Annotated in this window: 11 protein-coding genes and 5 pseudogenes; 6 read left to right on the top strand and 10 right to left on the bottom strand. The window is 59.8% G+C overall.

Translation table 11 applies throughout. The annotated features are described in order from the left end of the window. Nucleotides 1-86: 86 nt before the first annotated feature. Nucleotides 87-239 (bottom strand): annotated as a pseudogene (locus tag L6963_RS11905) (helix-turn-helix domain-containing protein); the annotation flags it as partial. A 75-nt stretch (nt 240-314) separates the two neighbouring features. On the opposite strand from L6963_RS11905, the pseudogene L6963_RS07635 reads away from it, so the two are divergent. Further along, nucleotides 315-824: pseudogene (locus tag L6963_RS07635) on the top strand (recombinase family protein); the annotation flags it as partial. Nucleotides 825-1018: 194 nt separating this feature from the next. Here L6963_RS07635 and L6963_RS07630 read toward each other — a convergent pair. The 5 genes and pseudogenes from L6963_RS07630 to L6963_RS07610 all read right to left on the bottom strand — a co-directional run bounded on the left by L6963_RS07630 (nt 1019) and on the right by L6963_RS07610 (nt 6319). Continuing rightward, nucleotides 1019-1698 (bottom strand): annotated as a pseudogene (locus L6963_RS07630) (DUF305 domain-containing protein). A 47-nt stretch (nt 1699-1745) separates the two neighbouring features. Then, on the bottom strand, nt 1746-3980 hold the full coding sequence (locus L6963_RS07625) for a copper-translocating P-type ATPase (RefSeq protein ID WP_423816779.1): 2235 nt from the start codon (nt 3978-3980) through the stop codon (nt 1746-1748). 51 nt (nt 3981-4031) lie between these two features. Continuing rightward, on the bottom strand, nt 4032-4358 hold the full coding sequence (locus tag L6963_RS07620) for a heavy-metal-associated domain-containing protein (protein WP_237207295.1): 327 nt from the start codon (nt 4356-4358) through the stop codon (nt 4032-4034). Between the two features lie 114 nt (nt 4359-4472). Continuing rightward, the gene (locus L6963_RS07615; protein WP_237207294.1) at nt 4473-5600 is read right to left on the bottom strand and encodes a sensor histidine kinase; all 1128 of its coding nucleotides are present in this window, start codon (nt 5598-5600) and stop codon (nt 4473-4475) included. Then, nucleotides 5597-6319, bottom strand: a complete 723-nt coding sequence (locus L6963_RS07610) for a response regulator transcription factor (protein ID WP_143539176.1) — start codon at nt 6317-6319, stop codon at nt 5597-5599. Before L6963_RS07610 ends, L6963_RS07615 begins: the two co-directional genes overlap by 4 nt. Before the next feature lie 405 nt (nt 6320-6724). Between L6963_RS07610 and L6963_RS07605 the strand changes: the two genes are divergently transcribed. Then, a complete protein-coding gene (locus L6963_RS07605; RefSeq protein WP_237196406.1) occupies nt 6725-7300 on the top strand; it encodes a CueP family metal-binding protein in 576 nt (191 codons plus the stop codon). 71 nt (nt 7301-7371) lie between these two features. Beyond that, on the top strand, nt 7372-8871 hold the full coding sequence (locus tag L6963_RS07600; protein WP_237207293.1) for a multicopper oxidase family protein: 1500 nt from the start codon (nt 7372-7374) through the stop codon (nt 8869-8871). A gap of 273 nt (nt 8872-9144) precedes the next feature. Here L6963_RS07600 and L6963_RS07595 read toward each other — a convergent pair. After that, nucleotides 9145-9804, bottom strand: a pseudogene (locus tag L6963_RS07595) (IS6 family transposase). A 137-nt stretch (nt 9805-9941) separates the two neighbouring features. Here L6963_RS07595 and L6963_RS07590 point away from each other — a divergent pair. Together L6963_RS07590 and L6963_RS07585 are read left to right on the top strand one after the other, a co-directional pair. Then, on the top strand, nt 9942-10811 hold the full coding sequence (locus tag L6963_RS07590) for a 5-methylcytosine restriction system specificity protein McrC (protein WP_336603541.1): 870 nt from the start codon (nt 9942-9944) through the stop codon (nt 10809-10811). 8 nt (nt 10812-10819) lie between these two features. After that, nucleotides 10820-11966: pseudogene (locus L6963_RS07585) on the top strand (IS3 family transposase); the annotation flags it as partial. A 208-nt stretch (nt 11967-12174) separates the two neighbouring features. Here the strand turns inward: L6963_RS07585 and L6963_RS07580 are convergent. Together L6963_RS07580 and L6963_RS07575 are read right to left on the bottom strand one after the other, a co-directional pair. Next, entirely contained in the window at nt 12175-12801 is a 627-nt protein-coding gene (locus tag L6963_RS07580) for a class I SAM-dependent methyltransferase (protein WP_237207292.1), read from the bottom strand. Continuing rightward, nucleotides 12788-13444, bottom strand: coding sequence for a hypothetical protein (locus L6963_RS07575; protein WP_237207291.1), 657 nt, complete (start codon nt 13442-13444; stop codon nt 12788-12790). The genes L6963_RS07580 and L6963_RS07575 overlap by 14 nt, the downstream gene beginning before the upstream one ends. A gap of 481 nt (nt 13445-13925) precedes the next feature. Between L6963_RS07575 and L6963_RS07570 the strand changes: the two genes are divergently transcribed. After that, a complete protein-coding gene (locus L6963_RS07570) occupies nt 13926-14837 on the top strand; it encodes a 3-hydroxyacyl-CoA dehydrogenase NAD-binding domain-containing protein (RefSeq protein ID WP_237207290.1) in 912 nt (303 codons plus the stop codon). A 2-nt stretch (nt 14838-14839) separates the two neighbouring features. Here L6963_RS07570 and L6963_RS07565 read toward each other — a convergent pair whose 3' ends face one another. Next, on the bottom strand, nt 14840-15679 hold the full coding sequence (locus L6963_RS07565) for a sulfurtransferase (protein WP_237207289.1): 840 nt from the start codon (nt 15677-15679) through the stop codon (nt 14840-14842). Between the last annotated feature and the right edge of the window lie 4 nt (nt 15680-15683).

The raw sequence follows: 15683 nt of genomic DNA, 5'->3' as shown, positions 1-15683 counted from the left end.
TCATCAGATTCACCCCGTTCCGGCGATGCCGGGGCGGGGTTTTCTGTATCTTCACCGGTGAGAGGTACATCAACTACAGGACCAAGAAGCTGTTCGAGGGTGATTCCCATATGTGCCGCAATCACACCTAAGTCGTTGATGGTAAACGCGCTTACTCCTCGAAGTCTCTTTGACAAAGCAGAGTGGGCCATGCCTATTTTGTCTGCCAGTTGACGGGCACTTAGTCCACGTCTTCCCATCTAGGCCTTTACCTCCCCTGCAACAGCTAGTTCAAATTCAGAAACAGGGCCACTTGTCCATGTCTTAGGCATCATGCCTCCCTACGGCGCGATGACCTCTACACCGACCATGGTCTCTCCGGCGCACTGGCCAAACGACCCGGCTTGGACAAAGCACTGACCGCACTGCATCCGGGTGATACGTTCGTGATCACCACTTTGGACAAGCTCGGGCGCTCCACCCAGAAAATGCTCGCACTGGCCGAGGAACTACGCGAACGAAATATCGGATTGCGCGTGCTCAACCTGGGTGGGGGTGATGTGGATACTAAAACACCCATGGGCGCCATGGTCTTCACCGTCATGGCAGCCCTGGCCCAAATGGAACTAGAGATTAAACGCGAACGCATCACCGACTCCGTCACCAAACGCCGCACCACCGGCGGCGACCTCGGTGGCCGACGCTCCACCTTCACTGAATCCCAAATCCGCGCCGCATTCAAACTCATCCAAGCCGGCGAACCTGCAACCCAAGTTGCCAAGGATATGGGGATGTCCCGTGCGATGCTTTACCGAAGAATCAAAGACGCGGATTCTTCTTTATAGTCCTAGTCCTCCAAAGGGCTGGACACAGGAGCTTACCCCTTTCTTCAGTGGTGCGACCAGAGGGAGAAGAAACATCCACCCCGGTGCACCTGCTGCGGTGACAACGACCCATCGCCCGCAGCAGGTGGCAATCGTCACGGTTATCCCTCTTTTTCAGATTCCTGTCCTCGGGATCAGAAAAAGACGGGCACCTGTCATAGGCCAGTGAGCATCTGCTGCATCTGGGCGATCTCGGCCTCCTGGTCGCTGATAACTTGTTCGGCCAGTGTGATCGCATGGGGATTCTGGCCGTCAGCAACCTCGTCACGGGCCATGTCGACCGCACCTTCGTGGTGGGTGGTCATCTGCTCCAGGTAGAGGCGGGCAGCCTCGGTGCCTTGGGCTTCCTCAAGGGCTGTCATGTCCTCCTGGCTCATCATCCCGCTCATGCCACCCATCTCGCCGTGATCCATGCCACTCATCTTGCCATGATCCATGCCACCAGAGTTGGTGACCGGCTGCTGGTCCCGGCCTCGAGCATGGCGTTCATCCGGTCAATCTCCGGTCCCTGGGCGTCAATAACCCCCTGGGCAAACTCCACGACCTGGGCGGGGATACCCTCCTTGGCCAGGAGCATCTCACTCATCTCCACGGCCTGCTGGTGATGGGGGATCATCATCTGGGCAAACATGATGTCCGCGTCGTTGTGATCGGCGGAGATCTCCCCGTCCGCCTCAGTCGTCGCCGTGGTGGTCTCGGTCGTCTCAGGTGTAGTCGTTGCAGTGCTGGTGGCAGAGGTGGTGGTGTCGGTGGTGGCGTCGGTGGCCTCACCGCAGGCGGCCAGCGCCAGGGTGGAGGCCACGGCGAGAGTGGAAAGAACAAGGGTGCGCTTCATGGTGGAGCCTTTCAGTGTCATATGGGGCAGTGGAGAGAAGTGGTGAATCAGTGGACGGCAGTGGATGCCGGAGTAGGCGTGGTGTGTTCCTCCTTCGGACTGGTGGGAGCCAGGTGGGCCGGGTCCAGATCAATCCGGCGCAACAGCTGGGCGTTCAGGGCCACCACGATGGTCGAGGCAGACATCAAGATCGCGCCCACGGCCGGGGACAGCACGAACCCGATCGAGGCGAGCACTCCGGCGGCCAGCGGCACGGCGAGGATGTTGTAGCCAGAGGCCCAGATCAGGTTCTGGATCATCTTGCGGTAGCTGGCCCGCGAGAGCTCAATCATTGACAACACTGCCCGGGGATCGTCACTGGCCAGGACCACTCCGGCGGATTCCATCGCCACATCCGTGCCGGCCCCGATAGCGATGCCGACCTCGGCGCGGGCCAGAGCCGGGGCGTCGTTGACACCGTCGCCGACCATGGCCACGCTCAGGCCACGCTCCTGTAACTGGGCGACCTTGGTGTCCTTGTCCTGGGGCAGGACCTCGGCGAAGACCTCATCGATCCCCAGGTCCTGGCCAACTGCCTGGGCCACCTGCTGCGCGTCACCGGTGATCATCGCGACCTTCACCCCGCGATCCTGCAGGGCTTGCACGGCGGCGCGGGATTCGGGGCGGATCTTGTCCTCGACGGCCACCGCGCCGATGATCTGACCGTCGCGGACAATATGGAGCACACCGGCCCCGCGCCCGGTCCAGGCGCTGGTGGTGTCGGTGAGTTCGGCCGGGGCGGTGAGGTTGAACTCGCGCAGCATGTTCGGCCCGCCCACGCGAATCTCAGCGCCATCGACAGTGGCTCGGACCCCCCGGCCGGAGGCGGCGCTGAAACCAGTTGCACGGATTTGCCGACGGGAGGCCTCGGGATGGGTGGCTGCGGCCGCCACGATGGCGCGGGCCACGGGGTGCTCGCTGTCGGCCTCCGCGGCGGCGGCCAGGGCCAGCAGCTCGCCCTCGGTGACGCCGACAGCTGCCGCGACACCGGTGACCGCGTGCGCACCCTCGGTCAGGGTGCCGGTTTTGTCGAAGAGCACCACGTCGATGGTGCGCATCCGCTCGAGCGCCATCCGGTCCTTGATGAGCACCCCAGATTTCGCGGCCCGCTCGCTGGAGATCGCAATGACCAGCGGAATCGCCAGGCCCAGGGCGTGCGGACAGGCGATGACCAGCACCGTGACCGTGCGCACCACGGCATCGTCCGGGCTGCCGATGATGGTCCACACCACCGCGGTGATCAGAGCGGAGATCAGCGCGAACCAGAACAACAACGCCGCCGCCCGATCCGCCAGGGCCTGGGCCCGGGAGGAGGACTCCTGGGCGTCGGCAACCATGCGTTGGATCCCGGCCAGGGCGGTGTCCCCGCCGGTAGCCTCCACACGGATGCGGACGGAGTTATCGGTGGCCACGGTACCGGCAACCACCTTGTCACCGGTGTCGCGGAAGACGGGGCGGGATTCGCCGGTGATCATCGCCTCATCGAATTCGGCGGCTCCGTCGAGGATGGTTCCGTCGGCCGGCACCCGGGCACCGGCCCTCACCAGCACGACATCGTCGACGACCAGCTCGGAGATGGCCACGGTGCGGGTGGTCCCGTCGATGACTTTCTCGGCCTCATCCGGCAGCAGGGCAGCCAGCGCGTCAAGCGCGGAGGACGCGGCCCCGAGAGCGCGCATCTCCAGCCAGTGGCCCAGCAGCATGATGGTCACCAGCAGGGCCAGCTCCCACCAGAAGTCCATGTCAAAACCGCCCAGCCCCAGAGTGGTGACCCAGGAGGCGACAAACGCCACGGTGATGGCCATGGCAATCAGGAGCATCATCCCGGGTTGGCGGGATTTCAGTTCCGTCCATCCGCCCTTGAGGAAAGGCGTTCCGCCGTAGACGAAGATAATCGTGCCCAGTACCGGGGGGATCCAGGTGGATCCGGGGAATGCCGGGAGGTGGTAGCCGAGCAGGTGGGCGACCATGGGGCTGAAAATAACGACGGGAATGGACAGAATCAGTGACCACCAGAAGCGGTCCCGAAACATTGCGGTGCTGTGCCCGGCGTGTTCGCCGTGACCATGAACGTGGTGGTCTTCGTCCAGGACGGAGTGCGGGTGATCGTGGGGCGTCGCCTGGCCATGGGTGTCAGCATCTGCGTGGTGCTCGTGGCTGGCATAATCCGGGTGGTGGGTGTGGTCTGTTTCCGGAGCGGGGTGATCACCATGGTGATTACCGGAATGGTGGGGAGTGCTCATTAGGTTCCTTCCGCTCAACCCGGTCGGGGTTGAGGTGATTGGTAAAACTGATCAGGATAAGACGGCGTAGCCGGCCTCCTCGATGGCCCGGCGAACCATCTCCGGAGGTACGACACCGGTGACCGTGACGGTGGAAACACCACCAGTAGCGAGATTAACCTGGACGTTGTCGACCTGGGGAAGGGCCTGAAGGGCCTGGATCACGCTTTTCGCGCAGTGCCCGCAGGTCAGGCCGGTGACCTGGTAGCTAGGGGAGGACCCTCCTGCTGACGAGTCGCTGGTGGCAGGGATGGAGGTGGTGTCTGTACGTGAGGCAGGCCCGCAACAGCTGCAGCCGTGGGAGGCCATCGGCAAGAGGCGGGGCGGGGAGGTGGTCATGGGAAAGCTCCTACGGGTTGGCGGGATGCGACGATGCTACTCTCTAGCATATACCCCAGGGGGGTATATTGGGAAGGGGTGGAGGGTACGGCCCTCACGCGGGGCAGGGTACGGTCACCGAGCAGCCTCCTCATTGCCGGGAGGGGACAGCGGGAGGCGGAGGGTAAACACCGCTCCGCGACCGGGTCCGGGGGAGGTGGCGGTGAGAGTGCCGCCGTGGGCCTCGATCAATGCCTTGGAGATGGTCAGACCGATACCGGCCCCACCGTTGTCCCGGCTACGGGCAGCATCCCCCCGGTAGAAGCGTTCGAAGATGTGTCCGAGCTGGCCAGGTGGGATGCCCTCGCCGTCATCGGCGACGTGGATGAGCGCGGTGGACGCCCCCTGTCGGTGGATGCTGATCCGGACCTGCCCGCCGGCCGGGGTGTGCCGTAGCGCGTTCGACAGGAGATTGCTCATCACCTGGCCGAAGCGTTGCCGGTCCACGAGCACCCGGGCGGTGTCCGTAATGGTCTCGACCTGTAAATCGACGCCTTTGTCAGCATAAGCTTCCCCCGCGGCAGCAGCGGCGGTATGGAGCAGATCCCCGAGCCCTTCCTCCGCCAGGTCCAAATCGATCCGGTGTTCCTGGGCCCGGGAGACATCGTCGATGTCTTCCATCAACCGGGTCAGGCGGGCGAGTTGATCAGCCATGATCGTGTGGGTGGCATTATTCCAGTCCACAACCCCGTCCTGGAGGCCATCGAGGTAGACCGTGAGCACCGATAAGGGGGTGCCCATTTCGTGGGCTAGATCAGAGAGCATCTGGCGGCGGACCTGTTCGGTGTGTTCCAGCCGGTCGGCCATGGTGTTGAAGGCATGCGCCAGGGTGGTGACCTCGGGGCCTGCTTCTCCGGCGGGCACGTGGATACGGTAGTTGCCGGCCGTCAGGCTGGTAGCGGCGCGGGTGAGATTCTGCAGGGGGGTGCGCAGGCGACGCGACAACCACAGGCTGGCCAGCAGGGCGCTGATCAAGGCGGTGGGCAGGGCGACGGCCAGGGTGATCAGGCTGGCGTCCCGGTAGGCCTGCTCGGCATGGAGCAGCTCCAGCGAGGGGTCCTCCTGGTCGGTCATCAACATGTGATCATGGAACAGGGTCGGGCCCACCATCGTGGCCACGGCCGCAGCCACCAGCAGGCTAATCACCACGACCAACACCTGGGCGGCCAGGAAGCGGAAGGTCAGGCCAGGTCCGTGATTCATGGCTGCCCCACCCGGTAGCCCACGCCACGCACGGTGTCGATAAACCCCCGGCCCCGGGTGTCGGTGCCGAGCTTGCGACGCAAGTTGCCGATGTGGACATCGACGATGCGTTCATCACCGACCCAGGTGGTGTCCCAGACCTCGGTGACCAGGTCGTGGCGGGTCAGCACCTGGCCGGGGCGCAGAGCCAGGGCAACCAGCAGCTCGAACTCCGTGCGGGTGAGCTCCACGGTCGTCTCCCCCACCCGCACCTGATGGGCGACGGGGTCAAGGATGAGGTCACCAACGATCAAGGGGGTGGTCACCTGCGGTGGGGTGGTGCTGGTGCGTGGGCGGCGCAGCACCGCATGCACCCGGGTCACCAGTTCCCGGATGCTAAAAGGTTTGGTGATGTAGTCATCCGCCCCCAGGGTCAAACCGCTGATCTTGTCGTCCTCGCTGCCACGCGCGGTGAGCATGAGGATGTAGCAGTCCGAGAAGGTGCGAATCCGTCGGCACACCTCCAGCCCGTCGAGTTCGGGTAGCCCCAGATCCAGCACCACAACATCGGGGGAAAAGCGACGGGCCTCGTCCACGGCCTGGGTGCCGGTGTGAGCCTGGCGGGTATCGAAGCCGGCCCGGATGAGGTAGGAGGCCACCATCTGAGCCAGGGGTTGTTCATCATCGACGACCAGCACCCGCCCCGGGGGCGTGGCGGTGGTCGGTGTGTAGTCAGCCATAGACCCCAGTATCGCTCCGGCCAGGGGGGAATACCACCCTCGCTCAGTGCCCGGCGGGGAAATCTTCATCAAATCTTCAAACATCACCCTTCGACCGCCGTCACCCCTGTGCCCCACCCCGGGCCGGCGGCATCGCCTCCACTGGTAGGTTCAGCAGGTGCCACCAGGGATTTCACTGCCTGCACCGCATATCCGGGGCGGGTAGAAGGACATCGCCCACGGCTGTGGGGTGGTGACCCGGTGGTGACCCAGCCCACCGAATTCACCCCCTTTTCGCCCTGTCATAGTGCTGTGAGCAGGGTTTTTGATTTCTAGGCCGTCAGGCACCCGTGTTAGACATAAGGTATGGCATCGACCTTGAGACGGTGTCTTCTCACGGTCTTACCACGATCTAAGGAGATTGACGTGAAACGAGCAGCGATCGCAGCCGCCGCCCTTGCCCTCGCCCTCACGGGGTGTTCGGCCGCCGACCCGGAACCCACCGCCGACGGGACAGCGTCCCAGGATACATTCCTGACTACCCATGGCCTGGCCGACATGGACGCGGTGGAGATCATTGATCACCTCGACCGGCAGAAGGTCACTGAGCGTCCCACGGATCTGATTGCCTCAGTGCGTGCCGATGAACTGCTGCTCTCGAGCGATGACCAGGAAGTCGTGGTCGATCTTCCCGACAATCAGACGTATGTCTCGATCGCACCTTATCTCACCTCCACCCACGACTGCTTCTACCACAGCCTCACGACCTGCCTGGGGGAACTCGACAATGAGGATATCCAGGTCACGATCACCGATGAGGCGACCGGTGAGGTGCTGGTGGATGAGGCGACAACCACCTTCGACAATGGGTTTATTGGCTTCTGGCTTCCTGATGATACCACCGGCCTGATTGAGGTCAGCTACCAGGGGCGTACCGGCACCACGGAGTTTTCCACCACCGACGATGGTGCCACCTGTGTCACAGACCTGCGCCTGACGTGATGGCTCAGCAGGGTCCTCACCTGCGCCTGTCTCCCGTATCACTGAAATCTTGCCCCAAGAAAGGTTAAATCATGACAAACGCGTCTTCCCGACGACAGTTTCTGCTCGGCGGGCTCGTCCTCGCCGGCACCGGGGCCCTGACCGCCTGCACCAGCGCCCCTGGACCCGCTGCCTCGGGATCAGGTCCCTCCCTTCGCCCCACTCCCACCCCCACTGCGCTCGGTGAGCCGACGGTGCGCCGGACACTGACCGCCCGGCCCCTCTCCCTGGATATCGGCGGCATCGAAGCCAAGACGTGGGGATATGTCTCTGACACCGGGGATGCGGCCATTGAGGCCACCGCCGGCGACGTCCTCCAGGTCGATATCACCAATGAACTGCCTGAGAGCACCTCCATCCACTGGCATGGCATCGCACTCCACAACGCAGCCGACGGTGTGCCCGGCATGACCCAGAACCCCATTGAACCTGGCGAGTCTTTCTCCTATGTCTTTGAAGTCCCCCACGGTGGCACCTACTTCTACCATTCCCACACCGGCCTGCAGCTTGATCGTGGCCTCCACGCCCCGCTGATCATCCGTGACCCGCAAGACGCTGAGGACCAGGACGTCGAGTGGACCATCGTGCTCGACGACTGGGTCGATGGCATTCAGGGCACTCCCGACGATGAGCTCGACAAGCTCACCGGAATGGGTTCGGGCGACCATAACGGGGGAATGGGAATGGGAATGGGAATGGGAATGGGAGGTCACGACCAGATGATGCACGGCACCCCGGATCAGGTACTGGGCGGGGATGCCGGCGATGTGATGTATCCGCACTACCTCATCAACGGACGTATCCCCCGTGCTCACCGGACCTTCAATGCTCGCCCGGGCGACAAGGCCCGCCTGCGGTTTATCAACTCCGGTGGTGACACCATCTTCAAGGTGGCCCTCGGTGGTCACCGCATGACCGTCACCCACACCGACGGCTTCCCTGTCCAGCCCTGGGAGACCGAATCGATCTACCTGTCCATGGGCGAGCGTGTCGACGTCGAGGTCATCCTCGGCGACGGCGTCTTCCCGCTCACGGCTTTGGCGGTGGGTAAGGACGACCGCGCCTTCGCTGTCATCCGCACCGCCGGCGGCCAGGCCCCCCGCCCCGATGTCGACTTCCCCGAGTTGTCGTCCACCGGACTGCTTCTGTCCTCCCTGAAGCCAGCAGACCGTGCACTCCTGCCCGAGGGCACACCAGACCGAGAAGTCAGCATCGACCTGGGCGGGCAGATGATGCCGTATGAATGGAGCATTCTCACCGACGGCCAATCCTCCTCCGCGACCGTGCAGGAGGGCCAGCGCCTGCGGATGGTCATGCGCAACAGGACCATGATGCCCCATCCCATGCACATCCACGGCCACACGTGGGCGCTGCCCGGCAGCGGCGGGCTACGCAAGGACACCGTCCTTCTCCGCCCGGGTGAAACCATGATCGCCGACCTGATCGCTGAGAACCCCGGTGAGTGGGCATTTCACTGCCATAACGCCTATCACATGGAAGCCGGGATGGTCAGCTCGCTTCGCTACGAGTAACCCCCACAGCAGGGTTGAGTGCCCAGGTGGGCAGAGTTGCTGCAGACCGCCCACCGGGCAGCACGATGACCTTCCTCGGTGTTGTGGTCTTCCGGGATAACCAGAAAACCGTCTTCTTCCCCACCGGGTTACTGATGATCGGCATCCTGGCTGCGGCAGCTGCAGATCTGATCTCGTTCGCTTCCTCGTGCGTCGGGTGCTGTTGCAAAGTTGGGCGGAGAGCAGCGAAGACTCAGTTTCTTATTCCCTGATCACCGCTGCGTGTGGGCGTTCTCAGGCCGTCTCGAAGACCCGGTTGGCGATCACCGCGCCCGGGTTCGGTTGCCCGTAGGTAAACATCGTGCCTTGCCCTTTCCGCAATGAGTGCATCGCCTCCATCCCTTTCAACGTCCGATATGCAGATGTCCGGTTCTTAAACGCGCCTTTCGGACCGAGGATCCGCTTCAGCCGACCATGGTCGCCTTCCAGGATATTGTTGAGGTATTTCACCTGCCGGTGTTCCACTGTTGGCGGGCAGATTCCCTCTGACTTCAACTCGGCGATTGCCCTGGCTAGGGAGGGTGCTTTATCGGTGTTGATCACTCTGGGATACCCGGCTGACGCATTGGATCTGTGGGCCTCGGCCAGGAAACGCTTCGCTGCGACCACGTTCTGCTTCGGAGAGAGGTAAAAGTCCAGGGTCTGGCCACCGGCGGTGATTGCCCGATGGAGGTAACACCACCTGCCGCTGACCCGGATATAGGTCTCATCCACCTGCCAGGAACTGGCCTGCCAGTCAGGTACCTGCCGGCACCACCGTGTTTGCTTGTCCAGCTTAGGGCCGTATTTCTGGACCCAGCGGTAGATCGTGGTGTGGTTGACCGGCACACCCCGCTCAGTCATCATTTCCTCCAGATCGCGATAGCTCACCCCGTAGCGGCAGTATCACCGCACTGCCTACAGAATGATGTCACGGGGGAAATGACGACAGGAGAAGATACCCATGGCTGTGATTATTTCACGTCGCTCTTCCTACTGCCCCAACTTTGCAACAACACCTCTTCAATCCCATATAGACCCGTTGGGTCAAAATTGTTCACCGGGTCCCCACCAGCATAGGCATACCGATTCGCATTAACCGGATCCAAAGGTGCAAAGAGCAGGGGATAGCGGACGTTTCTCATTCCCCTAGAGAAGGATGTTTTAACGTCTCTGTAAAACAGGTCGCCGGTCAGGTCAGTTTTGAAGGGTCCACTTTTAGTATTGCCCCTAAGCTGCCTGTTTGTTCAGTGATATGGATGATGCAACAAGCCTATGTTCCACTCAAATGGAAAGGCGAGCATACGCCTCTAAATCAGGAGTCGCTAATCTGTGCAATGGCCCAGATGTATCGGACTCTCGTGGAAGGCATCTTAGCTGGTGGCCTCTTACAAGGGTATGTTTCAGTGCAAGAGCATTCCTCTGTTTTGCGTGGCCGGTTATTGCTGAATGAGCAACTTACTCGTCATTATGGGAATCTTTATCCTTTTGAAACGAGCTATCAAAAGTTTGGTGTAAATATCCCAGTCAATCAGGTGTTATTGACGGCGGCGGTGCATCTGATGCACCTGTTGGAACAAGACGGCCGGTTCTCTGATGAAGCTCTGGCGTATCGAAGATTTCTTCAGAGCTTTGATGGTGTACAGTCCCTTGTTCCTGGTCAGGTTGTACCTGATGTGGTTTTTACTCGTCTCAATCAGCATTATGAGCAGGTTTTTCGATGGGCTGCGATGGTTCTTCAGCAGATAGGTTTTAGTGCAACTGCTGGGGTGTATCAGGGCTCTGGTTTCGTGGTGAATATGGCAACGGTATTTGAAGTGATGGTTGGTAACATCCTGGTTTCTCATTACCCGGCCGGGGCGGTGCTGATATGTACTGGGTTCAGTCCACACCTTCCACCCCCACCCCACCGGAAGGAATAATAAAAACCATGCCCACCAAATACCCCCCCCAAGAATTCAAAGAACGAGCAGTACGACTCGTAGGCGACCGACTCAACCACGCTGACGCTCCATCCATAACTGCGGCGATCAAAGACATCGCCCCTCGGCTAGGAATTTCCCACAACACCCTGGCCCGCTGGTGCAACACTGCTGCACTGGACACCGGCAAAGAAATCAGTACTACTAGTGACGCGGCGGCCGAAATCAGACACCTGAAACGAGAAAACGCGGAACTGCGTAGGGCCAACGAGATTTTGAAAACCGTCTCAGCTTAATCCGTACGCGGAGCTCGAGGCACCGGCCCGATGATGATCCGATTCATCAACACTTATAAGGATCTTTTCGGAATCGAGCCCATCTGCCAAGTCCTATCCGAGCATCTTGATGGTGGCTTCATTACGGCCAGCGGCTATTACCGCGCAATTGGCCGTGTCGCTTCAGCCAGATCACTATCCGACCAGCTCCTCATTCCTGAACTGATCAAAATCCACCAGGAGAACTACGGAGTCTACGGCGTGCGCAAAATGTGGCAAGCGTTGAGACGAGCAGGCTGGTCAGTCGGACGGGACCAGACCTACCGATTGATGCGTGCAGCTGGTCTCCAGGGCGTGCATCGGGGGGCGTAAGCCTGTGACTACTAGGCCTGCCACTGTCTTGGATCACCGCCCTGATCTGGTCAATCGCCGTTTTACCGCTGATGCGCCGAACCGTCTGTGGGTCGCAGATTTCACCTATGTGCGTACTGCTGGCGGGTTTTGCTACACCGCGTTCATCACTGATGTGTTCAGCCGGAAAATTGTGGGCTGGGGCGTTTCCTCGACTATGCATACTCAGGGTATGCCGCTGATGGCTCTCAAGCAGGCTTTGTTTGAAGCCAGGCGTTCAGTGTCTGGTTTGACGCAGGTGGTGCATCACTCAGACCGGGGCTCGCAGTATGTGGCTGAGGATTACACTCGTGAGCTGGTCCAGCTGGGTGTTTGGTTGTCCGTGGGATCTACTGGAGATTCATACGATAATGTCCTGGCTGAGTCGGTTAACGGTGCGTATAAGACTGAGCTTGTACGTGGCCGGTTCTTTGAATCTGTTGCTCAGTTGGGGGCTGCCACGGCGGGTTGGGTGTGTTGGTGGAATCGGTAGCGGTTGCATTCGGCTCTTGGTTATCGGGCTCCTCAGGAGGTGGTGGATGATGCTTTAGTTGCTGTTGTTTGATGTGTTAGTTTTTTTGGGTGGTGGGTGTGACCGAAACCCAGTACATATCACCCCACAGGGCGCACACAACAAGCCCCGCTGGTATAGCCTGCGGGGCTCTTTATTTACCTTGGGTCTTATAGCCTGTTAACTTCTAAAAATCTCCCCTCCCAGGGGTCACCTTTTGTGCAACTATTGCGCCATGAGGGCGAGCATCTTGATCAGTTCGATACTCTTGGTCAAGGATTTGGAATCCTGCCTGACTAAGAATCTCGGCCATAAAACTATCAGGCCAGTACCAGGCCGGGGTGACCGCGTGGTTAAAGATTCCTAGAGATTTTCCCCGAAAATACCCAAGCAGGAGGGTGCCGTCCTCAGAAAGAACCGACCAGATACCTTTTAGTTCCTGTAAGAGTTGTTCTGGTGCGCAATGTATGAGGGAGTACCAAGCAAGAACCCCGCGATATTCCTTTCCTGCTTCATCTGCAACTGTTCCCACCTCAAACTGCTCATGAGGATATTTTTCTGAGGCAATTTCAATAAAAAGGGGAGTGGGGTCAAGGCCCTTCACCTTTATACCTTGTGATGCAATAAAATTTGCCCAGTGCCCAGGCCCGCATCCAAGGTCAAGGATAATCCCCGCGACGGAACTGGCCCAAGAGCTAACCAGCTTTCGATCGGCCTCTTTCGTAGCTTTAATATGTCCTAACACCGTTGCATATTCTTGAGCACGCTCAGAATAAGCAGCGATAGTTTGTGCGTGGCCCTCACGAGTTGGCATCTGGATGATTCCCTAACCTCTCATCTACAGATGAATTCTGTCGAATCCACAAGGAAGTATTGTCTGAGATAAGAGATGCTAAAAAATAGATAGAAGCCAATAGACTCTGAACATATGCGAGATCATCCTCGTAGCTTCCCTTGATGATAGGTTCATGGTGAGAGAAACGATTACGGTTGATATAAACAAAGTTGAGATGGCGCTCAAATTCGACTCTGCTGACCTTGGTTGACAGGCAGCTAGCAAACTTTGGCCAGACCGTTGCTTGGTAGTACTTCGAGAATAAATACCTCCAGAAATCAAAAGGTAGTTCTGCGATAACCCGACCGGCGTCCAAAGGCCTTGTCCCGCGCCGCGTTGCGCGTTCGACCGCTTTAACCACGCTTTTCTGAGCTTGATAGCTCAGCGGTAGGGCAGGGTTCTGAAACCAGTATTTGCCGTATCTGTCATCTTGGCGGAGGGCTCTGTCTACTGCATTTCGCAGTAGGATTTCGAGGTGGCCGATGTCAACTAAGAGTTCCTTGGTGATATGAGCATTCCAGTGGTAGACCTGCTCCGGATTCCTATACATCCTGTACCTGTGAAGTCGAGGTTCTGAGAACCACACCTCTAACTCTTCGACTGATACCTTCTTGTTTCCCATGGTTCTTAGCATTATAGTTGAGAATGAAAACCCCGGAACGATCCCTGCTCTTGCATATCGCCGGGGTTACTGTTTTTCAAGACAGTCTAAGATTTCTCGAAGCCCCGCTGAGTTTCTTTAGGCAAGCTGGTCAAGAACTTTTAATCCGTGGGTCGTGGGTTCGAGCCCCACAGGGCGCACAAAACAAGCCCCTCACCTGGTAAAGCAGGTGAGGTGCTTTTTCTGTATGGGTCGAGCGGGCATGTTTTGGGCTTCGTCAAGGAACGGCCGTCCAACTGTGGCACTCGCCGCCAAATGTGGCGGTGCTGCTGCCACATTTGACGGTGGGTGGAACATGTTGTGCGTATGAACAAGTGTGGGCACCCCCTGAGCGCTAGGCGACACACACCTTAATATTTTCTCTGTAAAGCTTTTCTTTTGGGGTAAGCAGGCGTAGTATCTATTGCATCAATGAAATAACTCTTCAAAGGAGAAGATCACCATGTCACGCGAATTCAACATCGTAGCTGTTCTGGGTACCGGCGTTCTGGGGTCCCAAATCATCATGCAGGCAGCCTGGCACGGCAAGAAGGTCTTTGCCTACGACGCCTTCCCCGCAGCCCTCGACAAGCTCACCGACCGCTGGGCCTGGATCCGCCAGGGCTACGAACAAGACCTTCCTGACTACACCCCCGAAAAATTCGACGAAGCCATCGCCCGCATCGTTCCCACCAGCGACCTCAAAGAAGCGGTCAGCGACGTCGATATCGTCATCGAGGCCGTGCCTGAGAACCTCGACCTCAAGCGCGAAACCTGGGCCAAGGTGGGGGAGCTAGCCGATGAGCGCACCCTGCTCGCTACCAACACCTCGTCCCTGCTGCCCTCCGATTTCGCAGATGCTAGCGGCCACACCGACCGCTTCTTGGCCATCCACTACGCCAACCGAGTCTGGGTACGAAATACCGCCGAAATTATGGGCACCGCCAAGACCAACGAAGAAAGTATCAAGGACGCCATTCGCTACGCCGAAGAAACCGGCATGGTCCCTGTCTACGTCCGCAAGGAGCAGCCCGGCTACCTACTGAACTCCCTGCTCATTCCCTGGCTCGATGCCGGCGCAAAGCTCTACGTCAATGGCGTAGGCACCCCTGAAGAAATCGATAAGGCCTGGACCATCGCTACCGGTACCAAGGCAGGCCCCTTCGCAGCCTATGACACCGTGGGCTTCAACGTCGCCTCACACATCGCCTCGGCAAGCGATGATGAAACCGTCCGCGAGTTCGGTGTCAAACTCAAGGAAGCTCTCGAAGCTGGCTTCAGCGGTGTTGCCGACCGCAAGGGCTTCTACCTCTACGACGAGGATGGCAACATCACCGGAGCCAACGACTACTGGACCGAAAACTTCGGAAAGTAGCGCTACTGCTCAACGGGGCGCAGGCCCGCCGGGTCCTCTGCGCCCCACTCGGCCCAGGAACCGTCGTAGACAGCCAGCTCGGTATAGCCCGATACATAGGCTGCGAGGGCGTCAATGCAGGCGGTCACGCCGGAGCCGCAGGAGAAAATCAGGGTTTCAGCATCCCCTGCCACTGCATCCACGGCTGCCTTGACTTCTTCGGGGGCCCGGAAGCGCCCCTGCTCATCGAGCAGGGAGGTGAAGGGCAGGTTGACGGAGCCGGGAATATGGCCAGCCCGCAGACCTGGGCGGGGCTCGGGTGCGGTGCCGGCAAAACGTTCGGCGCTGCGGGCGTCAATGACGGCGGCATCCTCCCGCTCTGCAAAGGCCTTGGTAGTGAGCGCGTCAACGAAGAGGCCGCGGTCTTCTGCCACGAATGAACCGGGAGTGAAAGGCCCCTCATTGAGGGGGAGCTGGTTGAAACCTGCTGCCTCCCAAGCGGGTAGGCCGCCGTCAAGGACGGCCACGTTGTCGTGCCCCATGGCCACAAACATAAACCAGCCGCGAGCGGCAGAGAGCATGCCCTGGCGGTCGTAGACCACGATGGCGGCGTCCTTGCTGATGCCGAGAGCACGGACCTTAGCTTCAAAGTCCTCGGCGCTCAGCATGGTGTGCACGCCCTCGGGGGCGCTGAACTCACCGTCGATATCAAAGCGGCGGGCACCGGGTATGCCGGTGCTAGCGCCGGCGAATTCGCCGACGGAGGCGTCCAGAATGACCAGGTTCGGGGCGGCAATATTGGCTGCCAGCCACTGGGCTCCCACGATGGGGAAGCGCAGGTTAATGGTGGAAGTTTCGGGCACGATC

This window comes from Rothia nasimurium, assembly GCF_928392795.1.
Taxonomy (GTDB): domain Bacteria; phylum Actinomycetota; class Actinomycetes; order Actinomycetales; family Micrococcaceae; genus Rothia; species Rothia nasimurium_F.
This window is presented reverse-complemented; position numbering and strand designations above follow the sequence as displayed.

What these genes read in the sequence shown, in the direction of transcription:
- L6963_RS07600 (WP_237207293.1), top strand. Translation starts at nt 7,372, where the DNA reads ATGACAAACGCGTCTTCCCGACGACAGTTTCTGCTCGGCGGGCTCGTC.
- L6963_RS07610 (WP_143539176.1), bottom strand. Translation starts at nt 6,319, where the DNA reads ATGGCTGACTACACACCGACCACCGCCACGCCCCCGGGGCGGGTGCTG.
- L6963_RS07580 (WP_237207292.1), bottom strand. Translation starts at nt 12,801, where the DNA reads ATGCCAACTCGTGAGGGCCACGCACAAACTATCGCTGCTTATTCTGAG.
- L6963_RS07575 (WP_237207291.1), bottom strand. Translation starts at nt 13,444, where the DNA reads ATGGGAAACAAGAAGGTATCAGTCGAAGAGTTAGAGGTGTGGTTCTCA.
- L6963_RS07625 (WP_423816779.1), bottom strand. Translation starts at nt 3,980, where the DNA reads ATGAGCACTCCCCACCATTCCGGTAATCACCATGGTGATCACCCCGCT.
- L6963_RS07615 (WP_237207294.1), bottom strand. Translation starts at nt 5,600, where the DNA reads ATGAATCACGGACCTGGCCTGACCTTCCGCTTCCTGGCCGCCCAGGTG.
- L6963_RS07570 (WP_237207290.1), top strand. Translation starts at nt 13,926, where the DNA reads ATGTCACGCGAATTCAACATCGTAGCTGTTCTGGGTACCGGCGTTCTG.
- L6963_RS07620 (WP_237207295.1), bottom strand. Translation starts at nt 4,358, where the DNA reads ATGACCACCTCCCCGCCCCGCCTCTTGCCGATGGCCTCCCACGGCTGC.